Origin of the sequence: Terriglobus sp. 2YAB30_2, assembly GCF_052114765.1 — a bacterium.
Taxonomy (GTDB): Bacteria; Acidobacteriota; Terriglobia; order Terriglobales; family Acidobacteriaceae; genus Terriglobus.
On record NZ_JBFRFJ010000004.1, the window covers coordinates 14351 to 31767 of the forward strand.

16 protein-coding genes are annotated in these 17417 nt (G+C 59.3%); 15 read left to right on the forward strand and 1 reads right to left on the reverse strand.

Translation table 11 applies throughout. The annotated features are described in order from the left end of the window. Nucleotides 1-97: 97 nt before the first annotated feature. Together AB4Y89_RS07720 and AB4Y89_RS07725 are read left to right on the forward strand one after the other, a co-directional pair. Nucleotides 98-700, forward strand: a complete 603-nt coding sequence (locus tag AB4Y89_RS07720) for an RNA polymerase sigma factor (RefSeq protein ID WP_442300340.1) — start codon at nucleotides 98-100, stop codon at nucleotides 698-700. Further along, complete coding sequence (locus tag AB4Y89_RS07725; RefSeq protein ID WP_442300341.1) at nucleotides 697-1878, forward strand: DUF4349 domain-containing protein; 1182 nt, start codon at nucleotides 697-699, stop codon at nucleotides 1876-1878. The genes AB4Y89_RS07720 and AB4Y89_RS07725 overlap by 4 nt, the downstream gene beginning before the upstream one ends. A gap of 125 nt (nucleotides 1879-2003) precedes the next feature. Here AB4Y89_RS07725 and AB4Y89_RS07730 read toward each other — a convergent pair whose 3' ends face one another. Then, nucleotides 2004-2717, reverse strand: a complete 714-nt coding sequence (locus AB4Y89_RS07730; RefSeq protein ID WP_442300342.1) for a DNA-3-methyladenine glycosylase family protein — start codon at nucleotides 2715-2717, stop codon at nucleotides 2004-2006. A 119-nt stretch (nucleotides 2718-2836) separates the two neighbouring features. On the opposite strand from AB4Y89_RS07730, the gene AB4Y89_RS07735 reads away from it, so the two are divergent. From AB4Y89_RS07735 to AB4Y89_RS07795, 13 genes are all read left to right on the forward strand, one after another. After that, on the forward strand, nucleotides 2837-3307 hold the full coding sequence (locus AB4Y89_RS07735) for a GNAT family N-acetyltransferase (protein ID WP_442300343.1): 471 nt from the start codon (nucleotides 2837-2839) through the stop codon (nucleotides 3305-3307). A 418-nt stretch (nucleotides 3308-3725) separates the two neighbouring features. After that, a complete protein-coding gene (locus AB4Y89_RS07740; protein ID WP_442300344.1) occupies nucleotides 3726-4571 on the forward strand; it encodes a cytochrome c3 family protein in 846 nt (281 codons plus the stop codon). Further along, on the forward strand, nucleotides 4568-7684 hold the full coding sequence (locus AB4Y89_RS07745; RefSeq protein WP_442300345.1) for a TAT-variant-translocated molybdopterin oxidoreductase: 3117 nt from the start codon (nucleotides 4568-4570) through the stop codon (nucleotides 7682-7684). Before AB4Y89_RS07740 ends, AB4Y89_RS07745 begins: the two co-directional genes overlap by 4 nt. After that, nucleotides 7685-9109: an NrfD/PsrC family molybdoenzyme membrane anchor subunit gene (nrfD, locus tag AB4Y89_RS07750; protein ID WP_442300346.1), complete on the forward strand. Its 1425-nt coding sequence runs from the start codon at nucleotides 7685-7687 to the stop codon at nucleotides 9107-9109. Beyond that, nucleotides 9109-9651 carry a DUF3341 domain-containing protein gene (locus tag AB4Y89_RS07755; protein ID WP_442300347.1) on the forward strand — a complete coding sequence of 181 codons (543 nt, stop codon included), beginning with the start codon at nucleotides 9109-9111 and terminating at the stop codon, nucleotides 9649-9651. Before nrfD ends, AB4Y89_RS07755 begins: the two co-directional genes overlap by 1 nt. Then, nucleotides 9651-10724 carry a c-type cytochrome gene (locus AB4Y89_RS07760; RefSeq protein WP_442300348.1) on the forward strand — a complete coding sequence of 358 codons (1074 nt, stop codon included), beginning with the start codon at nucleotides 9651-9653 and terminating at the stop codon, nucleotides 10722-10724. The genes AB4Y89_RS07755 and AB4Y89_RS07760 overlap by 1 nt, the downstream gene beginning before the upstream one ends. 36 nt (nucleotides 10725-10760) lie before the next feature. After that, nucleotides 10761-12083: a hypothetical protein gene (locus AB4Y89_RS07765; protein WP_442300349.1), complete on the forward strand. Its 1323-nt coding sequence runs from the start codon at nucleotides 10761-10763 to the stop codon at nucleotides 12081-12083. Further along, nucleotides 12073-12744, forward strand: coding sequence for a hypothetical protein (locus AB4Y89_RS07770; protein ID WP_442300350.1), 672 nt, complete (start codon nucleotides 12073-12075; stop codon nucleotides 12742-12744). Before AB4Y89_RS07765 ends, AB4Y89_RS07770 begins: the two co-directional genes overlap by 11 nt. A 2-nt stretch (nucleotides 12745-12746) precedes the next feature. Then, complete coding sequence (locus AB4Y89_RS07775; protein ID WP_442300351.1) at nucleotides 12747-13649, forward strand: SCO family protein; 903 nt, start codon at nucleotides 12747-12749, stop codon at nucleotides 13647-13649. A 9-nt stretch (nucleotides 13650-13658) separates the two neighbouring features. Further along, a complete protein-coding gene (gene coxB / locus AB4Y89_RS07780) occupies nucleotides 13659-14702 on the forward strand; it encodes a cytochrome c oxidase subunit II (protein WP_442300352.1) in 1044 nt (347 codons plus the stop codon). Next, nucleotides 14699-16360 (forward strand): cytochrome c oxidase subunit I, encoded by a 1662-nt coding sequence (locus AB4Y89_RS07785; RefSeq protein WP_442300353.1) that lies wholly within the window; start codon nucleotides 14699-14701, stop codon nucleotides 16358-16360. Before coxB ends, AB4Y89_RS07785 begins: the two co-directional genes overlap by 4 nt. 4 nt (nucleotides 16361-16364) lie before the next feature. Next, a complete protein-coding gene (locus tag AB4Y89_RS07790; RefSeq protein WP_442300354.1) occupies nucleotides 16365-17078 on the forward strand; it encodes a cytochrome c oxidase subunit 3 family protein in 714 nt (237 codons plus the stop codon). Then, nucleotides 17079-17417, forward strand: coding sequence for a cytochrome C oxidase subunit IV family protein (locus AB4Y89_RS07795; protein ID WP_442300355.1), 339 nt, complete (start codon nucleotides 17079-17081; stop codon nucleotides 17415-17417). It abuts the gene before it with no gap.

Below are 17417 nucleotides of genomic sequence, written 5' to 3' on the forward strand. Positions count from 1 at the left end.
AAGAGAGCTGTCTTTCCGCCGACAAAATATTTTCCAATCCGTCTTTGGAAAGCAGGGAACTTTCTCGCCGCTCGCGCAATTATCAGAGCGTTGCCGCATGGTGCGAGAGATGGTCTGCAAGCCGGAGGAGCGGATGTCGGGAGCAGGGGAAGGCACGAGCGATGAGCAGTTGATGCTCGCCTTTGCATCTGGCATCACTCCCGCATTCGAAGAGCTGTATGCGCGTTATCGGAATCCGCTTTGTGGATTCTTCCGGCGCCGTCTCAAAGAGCCGTCAGTGGCGGACGAGCTAGCGCAGGAGACGTGGATGGCGGTAGTGCGGTCGGCGCCACACTACCGGCCGTCGGCAACCTTCCGAACCTATCTCTACGCCATCGCGCTGAAACAGCTCCGTTCGTTCCGCAGAAAGGCGGCGTTTCGCGCCATGTTCTGGAGCAGTGAAGAGGTCGAAACCGCGACGGCGAGAGGCGCTGATACGGGATTCGTTCTGCGCGATGCAGTAGCGAAGCTGGAGGCGATCGACCGTGAGGTAGTGATGCTGCGCGAGTTTGAAGAGTTGAGCTACGCGGAGATCGCTGCGCTGCTCTCGCTTCCGGTCAACACGGTGCGGTCTCGTCTCTTTCGCGCGCGGACGGCATTGCGCGATCTTTTGCAGGGAACTGCACAGGCGGATGGAAGCCGCCAGAAGGAGGGAGTATGAGCAGGATGGTTATGGCACAGCACCCTTTTTCGCCGGAAGAGATCATGGCATGGCTCGACGGAGAGTTTCCCGTCGCCGAGGCGCAGGAGATGGAGGCGCATCTGTTCGCCTGCGAAGTTTGCTCTGGAGTAGCGGCTGATATGCGTCGCACTTCGGCCTCCCTGGCGGCATGGGAGGTTCCGCCAGGACTTTCTACGATGCCGGCCCAGGTTCGAGATCTCCTGGAGGAAAGGCCTAAGCAAAAGCAATTACCGAAGCTCAAGTGGATTGTGGCGGGCGCCGGAGCATCGCTGCTGTTGCTAATCTTGGTGTGGTCCAGTGGCGCAAGAAGGGCTGACTATATCTCCACATCTGCCATATTAGATTCGCCGCCGCCGCTTGTGCTACGAGCGCCGGAGGGGTTCAGCACTCCACGTTCGCGCTATACGAATGACAAGCTGGGTGTGGGGGAAGATGTGGTTGCAAAGCAGCGGCCGGATCTTTCCGCTGTGAAGCCTGCGACATTGATTGCCCGGAGGGCGGCGATCATGGTGCAGACATCGAATGTGGTGGAAGCAAGAATACAGACGGAGTCGATCCTAAGGCAGTATCAGGGTTATGCGGCCAGTCTTCAGGTGGAAACACCCCGATACGGGGGGCGCATATTCAATGCGGAGCTTCGAGTGCCTGACACCGTTCTTGACGCAGCCTCCGGCGCATTACGCGGGCTGGGCAAGGTGATGAGTGAGAGCCGGTCCGGCGAAGATGTCACTGCACAATCCGCGGATCTGGATCAGCGCCTGAAGACCGCGCGAGTCACAGAAGAACGCTTCCGCGCGATTCTGCAACAGCGTACGGGAAGCATCGGCGATGTGCTGGAGGTGGAAGAAAGTGCGGCGCGCATCCGGGGCGAAATCGAACAGATGGAAGCGGAAGAGAAGGCGCTCCATCAGCGGGTTACATTTGCAACGATAACGCTTCATGCCCAAGAAATCACCGCGGAGTCGAAAGAGGCAACTCTTCCTGCACGTCTACATGACGCATTGAGAAAGGGCTGGAGGCATATCGCCGACACAGCCTCGGGCCTCCTTCTCTTCCTGGCTGAGTATGGAGCGTTGCTTGTACTCTGGACCATTCTGCTTGGACTGCCGGGGTGGTTTCTCTGGCGCCGCTATCGGCGCGGGCAGAGAAACCTGTGACATAGAGCGTTTTCCCCGTTGCTGGGTATCCCGGAAGAGACGTGCAGCGGCGTTTTCATTGCGGAAAACGCCCATAGCGGAAGCCCTACTCTACACCTACAGGGAAAATGGTCTAGCCGATTTGTTTACTCTGCAGGCAGTTTGCCGGCAGCCAGATCGCAGGCGCGCCACATGTACCAGCTTGCAACCGAACACCATGGGCGCCACCTCTTTGCCCGCTTCAACATCTGCTCCTTGGTTGCGAGCAAGTCCGGTGTGACTTTCTGCGTTGGCTTCAGGCCAAGGAAGGTGAGCGCGAAGCCTTTGCGTACACCATAGTCATCGAGCGGCAGAACATCAGGACGGCCGAGGCGGAAGATCAGCAGCATCTCGGCAGTCCACTTACCGATGCCGCGCACCTGAACGAGATGTTCAATGACCTCTTCGTCGGACATCTTCTTGATCTTTGCCAGCGTGGGCACGGTGCCGTCGATGGTCTTTGCTGCCAGGTCACGTAGAGCGAGTGTCTTGTTATGCGAGAGCCCTGCTTTGCGCAGCTGCTCGTTTGGGCAGTCGAGAATGTGCTCGGGCGAAGGATGATTGCCGATGCCGCAGACGTGATGAAAGCTTTCGATCATGCGGCCGTGAATGGCGCGCGCCGCGTTGGCATGCACCTGCTGGTAGATGATGCTCTCGGCCAGTGCTTCAAAGGGCGACTGTGTCGCGGCCAGGCGCATGGTGAAAGGACCCCAGCGCTCAATCAACCGGCCAAGCTTCGGGTCAGCGGCAGAGAGTTCAGCGATCGCGTGTGCAGCGTCATACGGGGGCTTGTGAGTGCGGCCGGAGCCGGAGCTGGGCATGCAGGAGAGTGTATCGAAAGTTATGTGTTTCTCAGCCGTTGCTGGTGATGAGCTACTGTATCTCGGTGGAAGAATATCCGGGACCGGCAGATTGAGATGTGATGGCTATGCTTGAAGGCATGGAACTTCGTAGAGAAGGGCCCGACGATGCGGAGTTCTTGAAACAGCTGTTTTATGCGGTGCGATCTCCTGAGTTCTGCGCCGCCGGATGGCCCGAAGAGCAGATGCGCGATTTTTTAGCGATGCAGGAACGGATGCAGTGGACACACTATGACCGCACCTATAAGCGGCTGGAGCGGTGGATCGCGGAAAAGAATGGCCGGCCGATCGGGAGGCTGTATCTTGCGACCGAGCCGGATGCGCTGCGAGTTGTCGAGATCTCGATAATGCCAGAGGACCGCGGTCGTGGCCTTGGAAGCGCGCTATTGCGAGGTGTGCTGGAGCAGGCCTCTGCCGCGGGTTTGGACGTCGTGCTGAGTGTCGATCGCGGAAACCCCGCCGAGAATCTGTACAGGCGCATGGGATTTGAGACTGTACGCGATGAGGGCATGAAGACGGGTATGCGGTGGAGCGGGTCGCCTCTTCGTTGAAGACGGCTTCGTAGAGGACACCCCTTATGAAAATCCACCCACAGCGTCATCGATAAAGGTTGTTCGGATATCGACAAATCATGGGCGAATATCAATCTAAGACCATTTGAGTGCGAATTTCAGAGATTAATCGGTGACCGGCGAGTCAGATGTTGTGTCTTTTCTGCCGCTTTACCCACAGATTGCACGAGATGTTGTGCAAGGCACCTAGACGGAATGGTGTCGATTATCGAAGTTGTAGAAAGAAATGATGGTTGCAGTGATGGGGGTCACTTGAAGGGGTCCTGACCCGCTGCTTATACTCAAACTTTCCGAGGCAGGTTTTCCTGGACAGCTCTCAACCCCACGTCCTGGATGGTCCTTCTTCAAAACATCAGCAACGACTTCTCTTTGACGCAGAGGAAACAGGAACGCACTCATGGCGCAAGTTTTTGACCGCAGTTCGAACGCGCTGGCCCGGGCAAGTCTGGTTATCACGGGCCTGATCGTGATCGCACTGGGCGTTGCGCTGAACCAGTTGCAGCGCTCTCCGTGGGTGACACGGCAGGGCCAGCGACCGGATCAGCCCGTCCCGTTCAGTCACAGGCATCACGTTGAGGGTCTTGGCGTGCAGTGCCAGTACTGCCACACCAGTGTGGAGAAGTCGATGTACGCCGGCATTCCGCCGACCAAGACGTGTATGAACTGCCATGCGCAGATCTGGACGAACGCCGAGATGCTCGAGCCGGTTCGTCAGAGCTGGGCAACGGGCGAGTCCATCAAGTGGACCCGCGTACATGACCTTCCGGACTATGTGTACTTCAACCACGAGATCCATGTGAACAAGGGCATCGGCTGCGCAAGCTGCCATGGCCGAGTGGATGAGATGCCGTTGATGTACCAGGAGAACACCCTCCAGATGGAGTGGTGCTTGAACTGCCACCGTAATCCTGGCAAGAACCTCCGTCCGACCAGCGAGATCTACAACATGGCCTGGACTGGCCCCACGTCTGACAAGCCGGTCTACTGCGCCGACACGGGCGTAAGCGGACCGACCTCGCAGGGTGTGGTTTGCTCTACCGAGAAGCCGGAAGGTCCGAAGGTCGCTCTGCTGCAGGAGTCGGCGCCCGGCGCCAGGTCTGAAGGCGCTGTAGCTCCGGTAATCAAGCTTCCGCTCAACTACGTAAAGTTCACCAGCCAGGAAGACCTTGGTAAGTTCCTGACGGACAAGTACCACATCCGCACCCCGAACGAGCTCTCGAGCTGCGAGGTGTGCCACAGATGAGTACGGAGATGAATCAACCGATGCAGCCTGAGGTAGTAAGCACCATTGCTCCGGCCAAGCCGAAGCGTATGACGCTGGCAGAGGTGCAGGCCAAGCTGGCCAATAAGACCGGCCGCCGCTTCTGGACCAGCCTGGATGAGCTGGCCGAGCAGCCTGGGTTCGACGAGATGCTCCGTGAGGAGTTCCCGCGCCAGGCCAGCGAGATGACGTCCGGTGTTTCGCGCCGCGGCTTCATGAAGGTGATGGGCGCCAGCTTTGCGCTTGCCGGTCTTACCGGTTGCACCAAACAGCCTGACGAACCGATCTATCCCTATGTGAAGGCTCCTGAGGACCTGGTTCTCGGTAAGCCGATGTACTTTGCGACGGCGCATCCTTTCCCGACCGGTGCAGTGCCGGTTCTGGTGAAGTCCGATGCCTTCCGTCCGATCAAGGTCGACGGCAATCCTGAGCACCCGGCAACGAAGGGCAAGAGCGATGCCTTTACGCAGGCGTCAGTACTTGATCTGTATGATCCGGACCGTTCGCAGCACGTTCTCTTTGAGGGCAACAACAAGAGCTGGGGTAACTTTCAGGACGCTCTCGCGAAGGGATTGGATGGTCTGCGCCAGGGCGCTGGGCTGTACATCCTGAGCGAGACGGTGACCTCGCCGACGCTGGCCGCGCAGTGGAAGGCCGCACAGGCAAAGTATCCGGCCGCCAAGCTGATCCAGTGGGAGCCGGTGAATCGTGATGCCGCCCGCGCCGGATCGATGGCTGCCTTTGGCGAGTACGTCGATGCACAGTACAAGCTGGAAGACGCCGATGTGATTCTGTCGCTCGATGCCGACTTCCTGAGCGGAGGCCACTTCCCGGGTTTCCTGCCGCTGTCGGCTGCTTATGCCGAGCGTCATCGCTACGAAGAAGGCAAGGAGCAGAACCGCCTCTACGTCGTCGAGTCGATGCCGTCGGTGACCGGTTTCAAGGCTGAGCATCGCCTGTCGCTCAAGCCCTCGGATGTAGAGAAGTTCGCTCTGGCGCTGGCTGGACAGGGAGCTGCTCCGGCTGAGGCCGCGAAGTTCCTGGAGACGGTCAAGAAGGATCTGACCAAGGCCGGTGGCAAGGCTGTCGTGATTCCGGGCGAGGCTACCTCGCCTGCGGTCCACGCTGCTGCGGCCCTGATTAACGCGCAGATCGGCGCGGTGGGCAAGACGGTGGTCTACACCGAGACGGTGAACCCGATTCCTAGCCAGCAGAATGCTGACCTGAAGGCGCTGGTTGCTGATCTGAATGCCGGCAAGGTGTCGTGGCTGGTGATTCTGGGTGTCAATCCGGTTTACTCAGCTCCTGCGGATCTGAACTTCGCCGAGGCGGCCAAGAAGGCCAAGGTGATCGTGCATCACGGCGCACTCGTCGACGAGACGGCCCTGATCGCTCACTGGCACATCAACAAGGCTCACTACCTGGAGAGCTGGTCGGATGCGCGTGCGTATGACGGCACGCTCTCGATCATTCAGCCGATGATCGATCCGCTGTATGGCGGAAAGACAGCGCATGATCTCCTGGCGCAGTTCACCGACAATCCGCAGAGCTCCGGCTACGACGCTGTTTTGGCCAATGCGAAGACCGTGATCAAGGGTAACTTTGAGGCGGGCTGGCGCAAGGCGCTGCACGATGGCTGGGTGGCGGACACCGCCTTCTCGCCGAAGTCGGTTTCGGCCAAGGCTGGAAGCATTACGCCAAGCTCGGTGCCTTCGGGCGAGTATGAGATCTCGTTCAAGCCGGACGTTTCTCTCTACGACGGACGCTATGCCAACAATGGCTGGCTGCAGGAAGTCCCCAAGCAGGTCACGCACCTGAGCTGGGATAACGCGGCGCTGATGTCGATGGAGACCATGAAGAAGCTCGGTGTGGAAGAGACCGAGATGGTCGAGCTCACCGTAGGCGGCAACAAGGTCAAGGCTCCGGTGCTGATGGTTCCGGGCCATCCGCAGGGTTCCATCACAGTACACGTCGGCTTCGGCAGCACTATCGGGCGCGTCGCTACAGGACACGGATTCAATGCGTACGCCGTTAGTACCTCCTCGGCGGCCTCCTGGACAGGCGGTTCGGCGAAGAAGACCGAAGGCACGTACGACGTCTGCGTCACCACCGTGCACTCGCTCGATAACCGCGGAAGCTTCGCGCAGTCGACGGTTGCCAGTGTTGGTATGGCGAAGGACTTCTCCAAATCGCACTCCTTGGCCGGTAATGAAGCCATGACGCGCGGCATCATTCGCTATGCCACGGCGGAAGAGGCGAAGAAGAATCCTGGTTTCGCGCATGAAGGTCCTGGTCTGAAGGAGACCCCGGAAGAAGACATGAGCTTCTTCCCGGATGACTGGAGCTACAAGCACATCGATAAGTCGAGCGGCAAGCTGCAGAACGCCTGGGGTATGTCGATCGATCTGAACTCCTGCACCGGCTGCAACGCCTGCGTGATCAGCTGCTACTCGGAAAACAATATTCCGGTGGTTGGCCGTGAGCAGGTGAAGGTTGGCCGCAACATGCAGTGGATCCGTATCGATACTTACTTCGAGGGTGATCTGCACGCTCCCAAGGCGCACTTCCAGCCGATGCTGTGCCAGCACTGCGAGAATGCAGGCTGCGAACAGGTCTGCCCGGTAGGTGCGACGGTGCATACGCCCGAGGGCCTGAACCAGATGGTGTACAACCGCTGCGTCGGCACTCGTTACTGCTCGAACAACTGCCCGTACAAGGTTCGCCGCTTCAACTTCCTGCTCTACTCAGACTATGAGCAGGAGAGCCTGAAGCTTGGCCGCAATCCGGATGTTTCGGTCCGCTCGCGCGGCGTGATGGAGAAGTGCACGTACTGCGTGCAACGTATCCAGTCCGCGAAGATCCAGGCCGACAAGGAAAACCGCGAGGTTCGCGACGGTGATATCGTGACGGCTTGCCAACAGGCCTGCCCGACCGACGCCATCGTCTTCGGCAACATCAACGACCCGGCGAGCAAGGTAGCCAAGCGCAAGGCAGAAGAGCGCAACTATGGCGTGCTTGCAGACCTGAACTACCGTCCGCGTACGACCTACACGGCGGGAGTCATCAACCCGAATCCTGAGCTGGAGCTGGCATAAATGGCGACCAAGGGACAAATCAGCGATCCGATGATCGACCCGAAGACGGGTGAATTTGCCGTCATCGCTCCGGGCCACAACTTCAAATCGGTAACCGAGAAGATTGCCGGCGTCGTGCTGACGTCGAACACGCCGCTGGGCTGGTTCTTCGGCCTGATCGTAGCCTCCGGCGTGGCGACCTTCCTGGTGATTGCCGTTACCTGGCTCTTCCTGAAGGGCGTGGGCATCTGGGGTGTAACCATCCCAGGCGCCTGGGGTTTCGCCATCATCAACTTCGTCTGGTGGATCGGTATCGGTCACGCCGGAACGCTGATCTCGGCGATTCTTCTGCTCTTCAAGCAGACCTGGCGTAACTCGATCAACCGCTTCGCCGAAGCGATGACGATCTTCGCCGTATGCTGCGCCGGCCTGTTCCCGGTTCTGCACGTTGGGCGTCCGTGGCTTGGTTACTGGCTGTTTCCGTACCCGAACACGATGAACGTATGGCCGCAGTTCCGTTCGCCGCTGTGCTGGGACGTGTTCGCAGTTTCGACGTACGCGACCATCTCGGTGGTGTTCTGGTACATCGGCATGATTCCCGACTTCGGAACCCTGCGCGACAAGGCGCAGTTGCCGCTGGCCAAATACGTCTATGGCATGCTCTCGCTGGGCTGGCGCGGTTCGACCCGCCACTGGATGCGCTATGAGACGGCCTCGCTCCTTCTGGCCGGCCTCTCGACGCCCCTGGTGCTCTCGGTACACACGGTCATCAGCTTCGACTTCGCGGTCGCCGCTCTGCCGGGCTGGCACACGACGATCTTCCCGCCTTACTTCGTCGCCGGCGCCATCTACTCCGGCTTCGCCATGGTACTTACGCTGGCGATTCCGATCCGCAAGTTCTACCACATGGAAGATCTGGTCACGCTGCGCCACCTGGACAACATGGCTAAGGTCATGCTCGGTACCGGTCTGATTGTGGCTTACGGCTACGGCATGGAAGTCTTCATGGCCTGGTACTCCGCCAGCCACTGGGAGTTCTTCATGATGTGGAACCGTATGTTCGGGCCGATGGGCTGGGGCTACTGGATCCTGATCCTGACCAACATTGCCATTCCGCTGACGACCCTGTGGTCGCGCAAGCTGCGGGTGAACGTAACGTATCTGTTCATCCTGTCTCTGATCGTGAACACCGGTATGTGGTTCGAGCGTTTTGTTATCGTCGTCACTTCGCTCTACCGCGACTTCCTGCCTTCGAGCTGGGGTACATATAAGGCGACCAAGTGGGATTACATGCTCTACGTCGGCACGTTGGGTATGTTTACCTTCCTGTTCCTGCTCTTCGTCCGGTTTGCCCCGATGATTCCGATGAACGAGATCAAGATGATGCTGCCCCAGACCAAGATCAAGGGCCTGGACGCTGAAACTACCGTAGAGGAGACCGCCTGATGCCGGTAAAAGAAGGAACCTACGGACTGCTGGCGGAGTTCGATACTCCTGGAGCCCTGGTGCACGCCACTGAGGCCGCACGGGATGCCGGATACCGCCGCATGGAGTGCTACACACCGTATCCGGTGGAAGAGGCCGCCGAGGCTCTGGGCGTGGTGCGTAACCGCGTTCCGTTGCTGACCCTGATGGGCGGCATCCTGGGTTTGACGACGGCGTTTCTGATGCAGACCTGGATCGCGCGCTGGGGATATCCGTTGAACATCGCCGGGCGTCCGCTGTTCTCGTGGCCGGCATTCATCATCCCGACCTACGAGTGGACGATTCTGTTCAGTGGTCTGTCGGCTGCTTTCGGCATGCTGGCGCTGAACGGTTTGCCGCAGCCGTACCATCCGCTGTTCAACGCTCCCAACTTCCGTCAGGGAGCGACCGACCACAAGTTCTTCCTGTGCCTGGAAGCGATCGATCCCAAGTTCAATGTGAACGAGACGCGCGCCTTCCTCGAGCAGTTTCATGCTGTAAGCGTGGTGGAGGTAGATCTCTAATGCAGGGCGCAAGCTTCAAGGTTCAAGGCGCACGCCTCATCCTGTCAGCCACCCTGGCCAGCGTTGCTGTCCTGACCGGTTGCCGTCAGGATATGCACGACCAGCCGAAGATGTTTCCGCAGCGTTCGACGACGATCTTTGCGGACGGCCGCTCGGCTCGTCCGCAGGTGACCAACACCGTCGCTCGCGGCCAGTTGCATGAGGACAGCTACTTCTACACCGGCCTGACGGACGGCAAGGAAGCTGACGGCATGCCCTTCCCGGCGACGCTCGATGTACTGAAGCGCGGCCAGGAGCGGTTCAATGTGTACTGCACGCCGTGCCACTCGCGTGTGGGCAACGGCGCCGGCGAGATCGTTGAGCGCGGCTACCGTCTGGCGGGCAACTTCCATACGGAGCGCCTGCGCAGCGCGCCGCTCGGCCACTTCTTCAGCGTGATGACCAACGGTTATGGCGCGATGCCTGATTACTCGGCGCAGATTACGCCGGCTGACCGCTGGGCGATCGCCGCGTATATCCGCGCGCTTCAGTTGAGCCAGAACGCCAAGGCGAGCGACGTGCCGGCCGGTGTTGAGGTGAAGCCGCTGTTGAAGCTGGCGGAAGAGCAGGGTATGCCGGCGGGTTTCGCAGGTGACTGGTCGGTGCCGAATACTACGGGGCCCGCAGCTCCTGAGGTAGCGAAGCCGGTCGGGTCTGCAACGCCGACACCGACGACGACCCCAGGTGTAGCTCCAGCTACTAGCGAAAACCAGAAGGCGACTACGCCGGCTGTGACCAAGGAAACGGCTCCGGCGGCAAAGACTACCGCTGCAGCCAAGCCCAAGGCAGAGGATATTGCCGCAGGAAAGGCTGTCTATACAGCGAACTGCAGTGTCTGCCATCAGGCGGCGCGTACGGGACTTCCGCCGAACATTCCCTCGCTGGTGGGTATCGTAGGCAGGGTTGGTCCGGATCGTATCCGGCAGGTCGTCACGCAGGGTATTCCGACGGGCAAGATTCAGATGCCGTCATTTTCCGCCAAGCTCTCTTCCACGGATATCGATCATCTGATCGCGTATCTGGGTACCGACTGATTTTCGAGATCTGAAGAAGGATTAAGGCCGTAACGAATGGCACACGGACACGAACAACACGGACATGGAGCTCACCACGGGCCAAAGACGCTGCCGGCATCGCTGCTGGCGCCTGAGGCTGTTGCCGCCTGGCGCACGCGCGCTTTGATTGTGGCGGCGGTCGCGGCGATCGCCTCACTGCTCTTCCTTTTCGGTGGCGGTGCGGACCACGTATTGCGCGGCTACCTGCTGGGATGGATGATGACCTTCTCACTCTGCGGCGGCGGCCTCTGTCTGCTGATGCTGCAGTATGTTTCGGGCGGTAAGTGGGGTCTTCTGCTGCGCCGTCCGCTGGAAGCAATGACGCGTACGCTTCCCCTGGTCATCCTCCTGGTGATCCCGATCCTTGTCTTCGCCAAGAAGCTGTATCTCTGGGCCGCCTTCCCGACCTTTGAGGCGGTAGAAGAAGGCCTGAAGTCCAAGCTGCTCACCGAAGCCCAGGCTCACGCCCTCAACTTCAAGCGGCCGATGCTCTCTCCAGCCAGCGTTGTCGTGCAGTTTGTTGTGGTCTTTGCGATCATGGGAGCCTTTACCTACTTCCTGAACAAGTGGTCGCTCGAGCGCGAGGCCGATCCTGAGCGGGGATCGCAGGGCAGCTACGACCGCTGGCGCATCAAGTTCGAAAATCTGTCAGGTATCGGCGTTCTGATCTACGTCGCTCTGCTGACGATCGTAGCCATCGACCTGATCATGGCGCTGGATGTGACCTGGTACTCGTCGGTGTGGGGCCTGCTCTTCCTGGTCGGCCAGGGATATGTTGTGCTGGCGGCTGCAGTCCACACGTCGATCCGGCTCTCGAAGTATGAGCCGATGGCGACGATCCTCCGCAAGACTGAGCAGTACGACCTCGGTAAGTTCATGCTTGGCTTCGTCATGCTGAACATCTATCTGGCATTTGCCCAGTTCCTGATCATCTGGTCGGGCAATCAGCCAGAAGAGCTTCCCTGGTACCTGAACCGTATCAATGGTGGATGGTGGGTGATCTGCACCTGTGACTTCATCTTCCACTGGGTGATCCCATTCGTCCTGCTACTGTCGAAGGACCTGAAGCGTTCGAAGTCGAAGATGCTGGCCCTGACTGGCTGGATGATCTTCGCCCGTGCTTTCGACCTGTTCTGGCTGATTGAGCCGAACTTCCCGGATGCGGCCCACAACCTGCACCTGAGCGGCAACTTCAGCATCCTGGCCTACGTCACGGTCCCGGTGGCGATCGTGGCCATCTGGATGGCGTACTACCTGACGACGCTGATGTCGCGTCCGCTGGTTGTTGTGAACGACCCGCACACCGAAGAGATTCTGGAGCCCGAGCATGCACATTAAGCCCAATCAGAACGACGGGGATACCCTGAATCCGAATCCGCATCCTCAGGTGAATGATCCTGAGCATCCGGGCTATGAAGTTACCGACGTCAACGTCAGCGGCATTCTGGTCTTCGTTGGCGGCCTGGCCGGTTTCGTAGCGGTCTTCTTCGTGGTTTGCTTCTTCATTGGCCGCCTGGTGAACAGCCAGATTGCCAAGGATGATGGTCCGCTGGACAAGTGGCACCAACAGTACGCACCGGCGAAGACAAGCGATGGTCTGACTTCGAACCCGGTCTTTGAGCAGCGCTCTGCCTCGCAGATCGTGAAGACTTTTCCTGGACCGCGTCTCGATCCTGACGACGGCAACCAGAGCTCGAGCGATCTGCACGCCAGGGAAGACCTGCTGCTGGAGAACTACTCGCAGGTGCAGGGCATGCCGAACTCGGTTCGCATTCCGATCGACCGTGCGATTGAACTGACCGCCGAACGCGGACTTCCCCTGGCTGCCGATGCCAAGGCTGCCACGACTGTGGCGAAGATGGTGGGCGTGGATACTCCGGTCGTGACAGCTCCGCTGACCACGGGATTTGCCCGTAGCGGTTTTGAGCAGGAGCGCATTGCGGAGCGCGAGCAGAAGCTTGAGTTCGCAAAAGAAGCAAGTAAGGAAGAGAAGAAGTAACCATGACGACGATGCACCCAATTCGGAAGACCCGCCTCGCCGCCCTGTTGGGATGCGCGCTGGCGTGCGCCTCCGCAATGGGGCAGGTCAGCGGCTATGGTGACAAACAGACTGGCGAAGTCAGCGGCGGGCAACTGCCGACCGTGCTGCAGCGCGTAGGCGTGGAGCAGCACCTGAATACGCCACTGCCATTGCATGTTCCGTTCACGGACGAGACCGGAAAGTCCGTCACGCTGAACGACTACTTCGACGGCAAGAAGCCCGGGCTCTTTGCTCTGGTGTACTACCGCTGCCCGATGCTTTGCTCAGAGGAGATGGATGGCATGGCCTCCGCTCTTCAGATGGTGAAGCTGAAGCCGGGCAGTGACTTCAACATCGTGATGGTCTCGATCGATCCGCGGGAGACCCCGCAGGATGCGGCCGAGAAGAAGGCGATGTATGTGAAGCGGTATGGACACCCGGAGACGGCGAACGGCTGGCACTTTCTGGTCGGACCGAAGACCTCGATCGATGCGGCCTCACAGGCGACAGGCTATGGCTATGTCGAGGTAAAGAGCCCGGATGGGCAGACCTCGCAGTTCGCGCATGCCTCGGCGCTGGAAGTGGTGACACCCGAGGGACGGCTGGCGCAGTACTACATGGGCGTGGAGTACTCGCCCAAGGATCTGCTGCTCGGCCTGATCGAAGCTTCCGGCAACAAGATCGGTTCGCCGGTCGCCAACATTTTGACGTATTGCTATCACTACGACCCACAGCAGAACAAGCACAGCCTGATCGTGTCGCGTGTGGTGCAACTGGGCGGCATGGTTACCGTGGCCGGCCTGGGTGGGTTCATGTTCTTGATGTTCCGGCGGGATGTAAGGCTGGGACGTGATCATTCTTTGACGAAGCGACAGAACGGATAAAGGGAAACGATGGGAATCAGTCCGGTACTTTGGCAATTTCTAAACAAGTGGCTCACCTCTTCGGCGTTGTTTCCGAAGGAGGCGTCGACCATTGCTCCCTATGCCGACGCTCTTTACTTCTTCCTGCTGGCGATGACGCTTGTCGGTGTGCTGATCGTCGGCGCGCTGATCTTCGGTTTCTCGCTCCGCTACCGTAAGGAGCGCAACCCCGAGGCGACGCAGATCGAAGGCTCCACGCTGCTGGAAGCAACCTGGACCATCATTCCGCTGGTCATCTTCCTCGTGACCTTCGTCTGGGGCGCGCTGCTGTACTTCCGCATCTACAACCCGCCTGCCAACTCGATGAACATTTACATCGTCGGCAAGCAGTGGATGTGGAAGGCCGAGCATCCAGGCGGCCAGCACGAGATCAACACGCTGCACGTGCCCACAGGCCGTCCGGTGCAGTTGACCATGATCTCGCAGGACGTGTTCCACTCCTACTCGATCCCCGAGTTCCGCGTGAAGCGTGAGGTGATTCCCGGCCGCTACTCGACGGTGTGGTTCAATGCCACCGAGCCGGGTGTCTATCACCTGTTCTGCACCCAGTACTGCGGCACGCTGCACTCGGGCATGATCGGTACGGTCACGGCTCTGTCGCCAGACGATTACCAGAAGTGGACTGACGCCTCGACCAGCGGCATGAGCCTGGCACAGAACGGTGAGCGCCTGTTTGCGAGCCTGGGCTGCAACCAGTGCCACACCGGCGCTGCCGGCGCCCGCGGACCAAACCTCGCCGGTCTGTACGGCAAGAAGGTTCAGATGGAAGACGGATCGACGCAGCTTGCCAACGAGGCGTTTCTGCGCGACACGATCCTGAATCCGTCGTCGCACGTTCCGGCCGGCTATAAGCCGATTATGCCGACCTACCAGGGCCAGATCAGCGAAGAAGGCCTGATCGATCTGGTGGAGTACCTCAAGTCTCTGAAGACCAACTATCGTGTGCAGCAAACGCTGACCACAGCAACGTCCACAGAAGCGGCGCCGACCACGCCGGGGATGGTGAAGCCATGAGCACTATCGTTAGCCTTCCGGATCAGAGCACTGCTGCTCTTCCGAAGCGGAATTACCTGAACGCTGAGCACGGCCTGCTGAGCTGGCTCCTGACCGGAGACCACAAGCGCATCGCCATGCTGTACCTGATCTCGATCACCGGCTTCTTCTTCCTGGGTGGAGCATTTGCAGGCCTGGTGCGTCTGGAGCTGCTGACTCCTGCAGGTGACCTGCTGGCTGCCGACACCTATAACAAGATGTTCACGATGCACGGCATCGTGATGATCTTCCTGTTCCTGGTGCCCTCGGTTCCGGCAACACTCGGCAACTTCCTGATCCCGATCATGATCGGAGCAAGGGATCTTGCCTTCCCGAAGATCAACCTGTTGAGCTGGTACCTGTACCTGATTGGCGGCACCTTCACGCTGACCGCGCTGGTTCTGGGTGGTGTGGACACGGGCTGGACCTTCACGACGCCGTTGTCGACGCACTATCTGAACACGCACGTGATTACGACCGGTCTGGCGATCTTCGTCGCCGGCTTCAGCTCGATCTTCACGGGTCTGAACTTCATCGTGACGATTCACCGTATGCGCGCACCGGGCATGACCTGGTTCCGTATGCCCCTGTTCGTGTGGTCGAACTACGCTGCCTCCATCCTGATGGTGTTGGGTACACCGGTTCTGGCCATTGCGATCGTCCTGGTGGTTCTGGAGCGTACGATTGGCCTGGGAGTCTTCGACCCGGCCAAGGGCGGCGATCCGCTGCTCTTCCAGCACCTGTTCTGGTTCTACTCGCACCCCGCCGTGTACATCATGATTCTGCCGGGCATGGGTGTGATCTCCGAAGTGATGGCAAACTTCAGCCGTAAACGCGTCTTCGGTTATACGGCCGTCGCCTTCTCTTCCGTGGCCATCGCGGTCTTCGGCTTCTTCGTATGGGCGCACCACATGTTCATCATGGGTGTCTCCAACTACTCGGCTCTGGTCTTCTCACTGCTGACCATGCTGGTTGCCGTGCCTTCAGCTATCAAGATCTTCAACTGGTCGGCGACGCTGTATAAGGGCTCGATCACCTTCGAGACCCCGATGCTGTACGCCTTCGGCTTCATCGGTCTGTTCACCATCGGCGGTCTGACGGGCGTCTTCCTCGGTTCGCTGGGTATGGACATTCATCTGACCGAGACCTACTTCATCGTGGCGCACTTCCACTTCGTGATGGTGGGCGGCATGCTGATGGCGTTCCTCGCCGGTATCCACTTCTGGTGGCCGAAGATGACGGGCCGCATGTACCCTGAGTCGCTTTCAAAGCTGGCTGCGGTCACGACCTTTATCGGCTTCATCCTGACCTTCTTCCCGCAGTTCATTCTTGGCTACCTGGGCATGCCGCGCCGTTACCATGCGTACCCGGCTGACTACCAGGTGCTGAATGTGCTGTCGACGGCGGGCGCAACGGTTCTGGGCGTCGGCTATCTGCTGCCAATCCTGTACCTGGCGTGGTCGCTGAAGTACGGTGAGATTGCTGGTCCTAATCCCTGGCAGGCTACCGGTCTGGAGTGGCAGTTGCAGTCGCCGCCGCTGACCGAGAACTTTACGGAGATTCCGTATGTCGACTACGAGGCATACGATTTTGAGTGGCTGGCCCACAAGCAGAAACAAGAGGTGACGACCGTTGGATAACGCGATGGTAGTAACGCAACCCGGCGAGCTGCACGAGGAGCACGAGCACGAACACGTGCATCTGCCGCAGCATCGGCATCATTTTGAGACGGAGGAGCAGCAGCGCGAGGCGGCAAGCTTCGGCATGTGGCTCTTCCTCCTGACCGAAATCATGTTCTTCGGCGGTCTGTTCATGGCCTACCTGTTGTACCGCAACTGGTACAACCCGGCCTTCGTCGCCGCCAGCCACACGCTCTCCATCAAGCTGGGCGCGCTGAATACGGGCATCCTGATCACGTCGGGCTTCTGCATGGCGATGGCCGTGTGGGCGGCGGAGACGCGCAAGCGTAAGGCGCTGGTCAACTTTCTGGGTCTGACCAACTTCTTCGGTATCGCCTTCCTGGTGGTGAAGTACTTTGAGTACGCCGAGAAGTGGCACGACAGCCACATCCCGGGCTTGAAGTTTTCGATTGCCGACTTCGGCAAGCTTGGCGTCGATATGGCGCAGAAGACGCAGGTCTACTACTCGCTCTACTTCGCTATGACCGGCATGCACGCCCTGCACATGATCATCGGCATTGTGCTGATCTTCTGGTACATGGTTCGCGCTAACCGCGGCGAGTTCACCGAAGGCTATGTTGCGCCGATCGAGAACTTCGGTCTGTACTGGCACTTCGTCGATATCGTCTGGATCTTCCTCTTCCCGCTGCTGTATCTCATCGATCTGGGAGCAAAGTAAATGTCGGATCTTCATCACGACCCTGCAAACATCACGAATCCCGAGCATCATGAGCACCACATCGTCGGGCCCTCGGTCTATCTGACTATCTACGGCACACTGCTGGCGCTTACCGCGATCACGGTGGCGGCCGCCTATGTCGAGATGGGCGCCCTGAACCCGATCGTGGCTGTCCTCATTGCTGTCATCAAAGCGACGGTGGTGATCCTGTGGTTCATGCACATGAAGTACCAGTCCAAGCTGCTCAAGCTGACCATCGGCGCCGGCGTCTTCACCTTCCTCGTCCTGATTGCGATGACGCTGAGTGACTATATGAGTCGCGCCTGGGGACTTTGGTAA

Bases quoted from the DNA above. Each gene is read 5' to 3' on its own strand.
- AB4Y89_RS07720 (WP_442300340.1), top strand. From the start codon at position 98: ATGGTGCGAGAGATGGTCTGCAAGCCGGAGGAGCGGATGTCGGGAGCA.
- AB4Y89_RS07725 (WP_442300341.1), top strand. From the start codon at position 697: ATGAGCAGGATGGTTATGGCACAGCACCCTTTTTCGCCGGAAGAGATC.
- AB4Y89_RS07730 (WP_442300342.1), bottom strand. From the start codon at position 2,717: ATGCCCAGCTCCGGCTCCGGCCGCACTCACAAGCCCCCGTATGACGCT.
- AB4Y89_RS07735 (WP_442300343.1), top strand. From the start codon at position 2,837: ATGGAACTTCGTAGAGAAGGGCCCGACGATGCGGAGTTCTTGAAACAG.
- AB4Y89_RS07740 (WP_442300344.1), top strand. From the start codon at position 3,726: ATGGCGCAAGTTTTTGACCGCAGTTCGAACGCGCTGGCCCGGGCAAGT.
- AB4Y89_RS07745 (WP_442300345.1), top strand. From the start codon at position 4,568: ATGAGTACGGAGATGAATCAACCGATGCAGCCTGAGGTAGTAAGCACC.
- nrfD (WP_442300346.1), top strand. From the start codon at position 7,685: ATGGCGACCAAGGGACAAATCAGCGATCCGATGATCGACCCGAAGACG.
- AB4Y89_RS07755 (WP_442300347.1), top strand. From the start codon at position 9,109: ATGCCGGTAAAAGAAGGAACCTACGGACTGCTGGCGGAGTTCGATACT.
- AB4Y89_RS07760 (WP_442300348.1), top strand. From the start codon at position 9,651: ATGCAGGGCGCAAGCTTCAAGGTTCAAGGCGCACGCCTCATCCTGTCA.
- AB4Y89_RS07765 (WP_442300349.1), top strand. From the start codon at position 10,761: ATGGCACACGGACACGAACAACACGGACATGGAGCTCACCACGGGCCA.
- AB4Y89_RS07770 (WP_442300350.1), top strand. From the start codon at position 12,073: ATGCACATTAAGCCCAATCAGAACGACGGGGATACCCTGAATCCGAAT.
- AB4Y89_RS07775 (WP_442300351.1), top strand. From the start codon at position 12,747: ATGACGACGATGCACCCAATTCGGAAGACCCGCCTCGCCGCCCTGTTG.
- coxB (WP_442300352.1), top strand. From the start codon at position 13,659: ATGGGAATCAGTCCGGTACTTTGGCAATTTCTAAACAAGTGGCTCACC.
- AB4Y89_RS07785 (WP_442300353.1), top strand. From the start codon at position 14,699: ATGAGCACTATCGTTAGCCTTCCGGATCAGAGCACTGCTGCTCTTCCG.
- AB4Y89_RS07790 (WP_442300354.1), top strand. From the start codon at position 16,365: ATGGTAGTAACGCAACCCGGCGAGCTGCACGAGGAGCACGAGCACGAA.
- AB4Y89_RS07795 (WP_442300355.1), top strand. From the start codon at position 17,079: ATGTCGGATCTTCATCACGACCCTGCAAACATCACGAATCCCGAGCAT.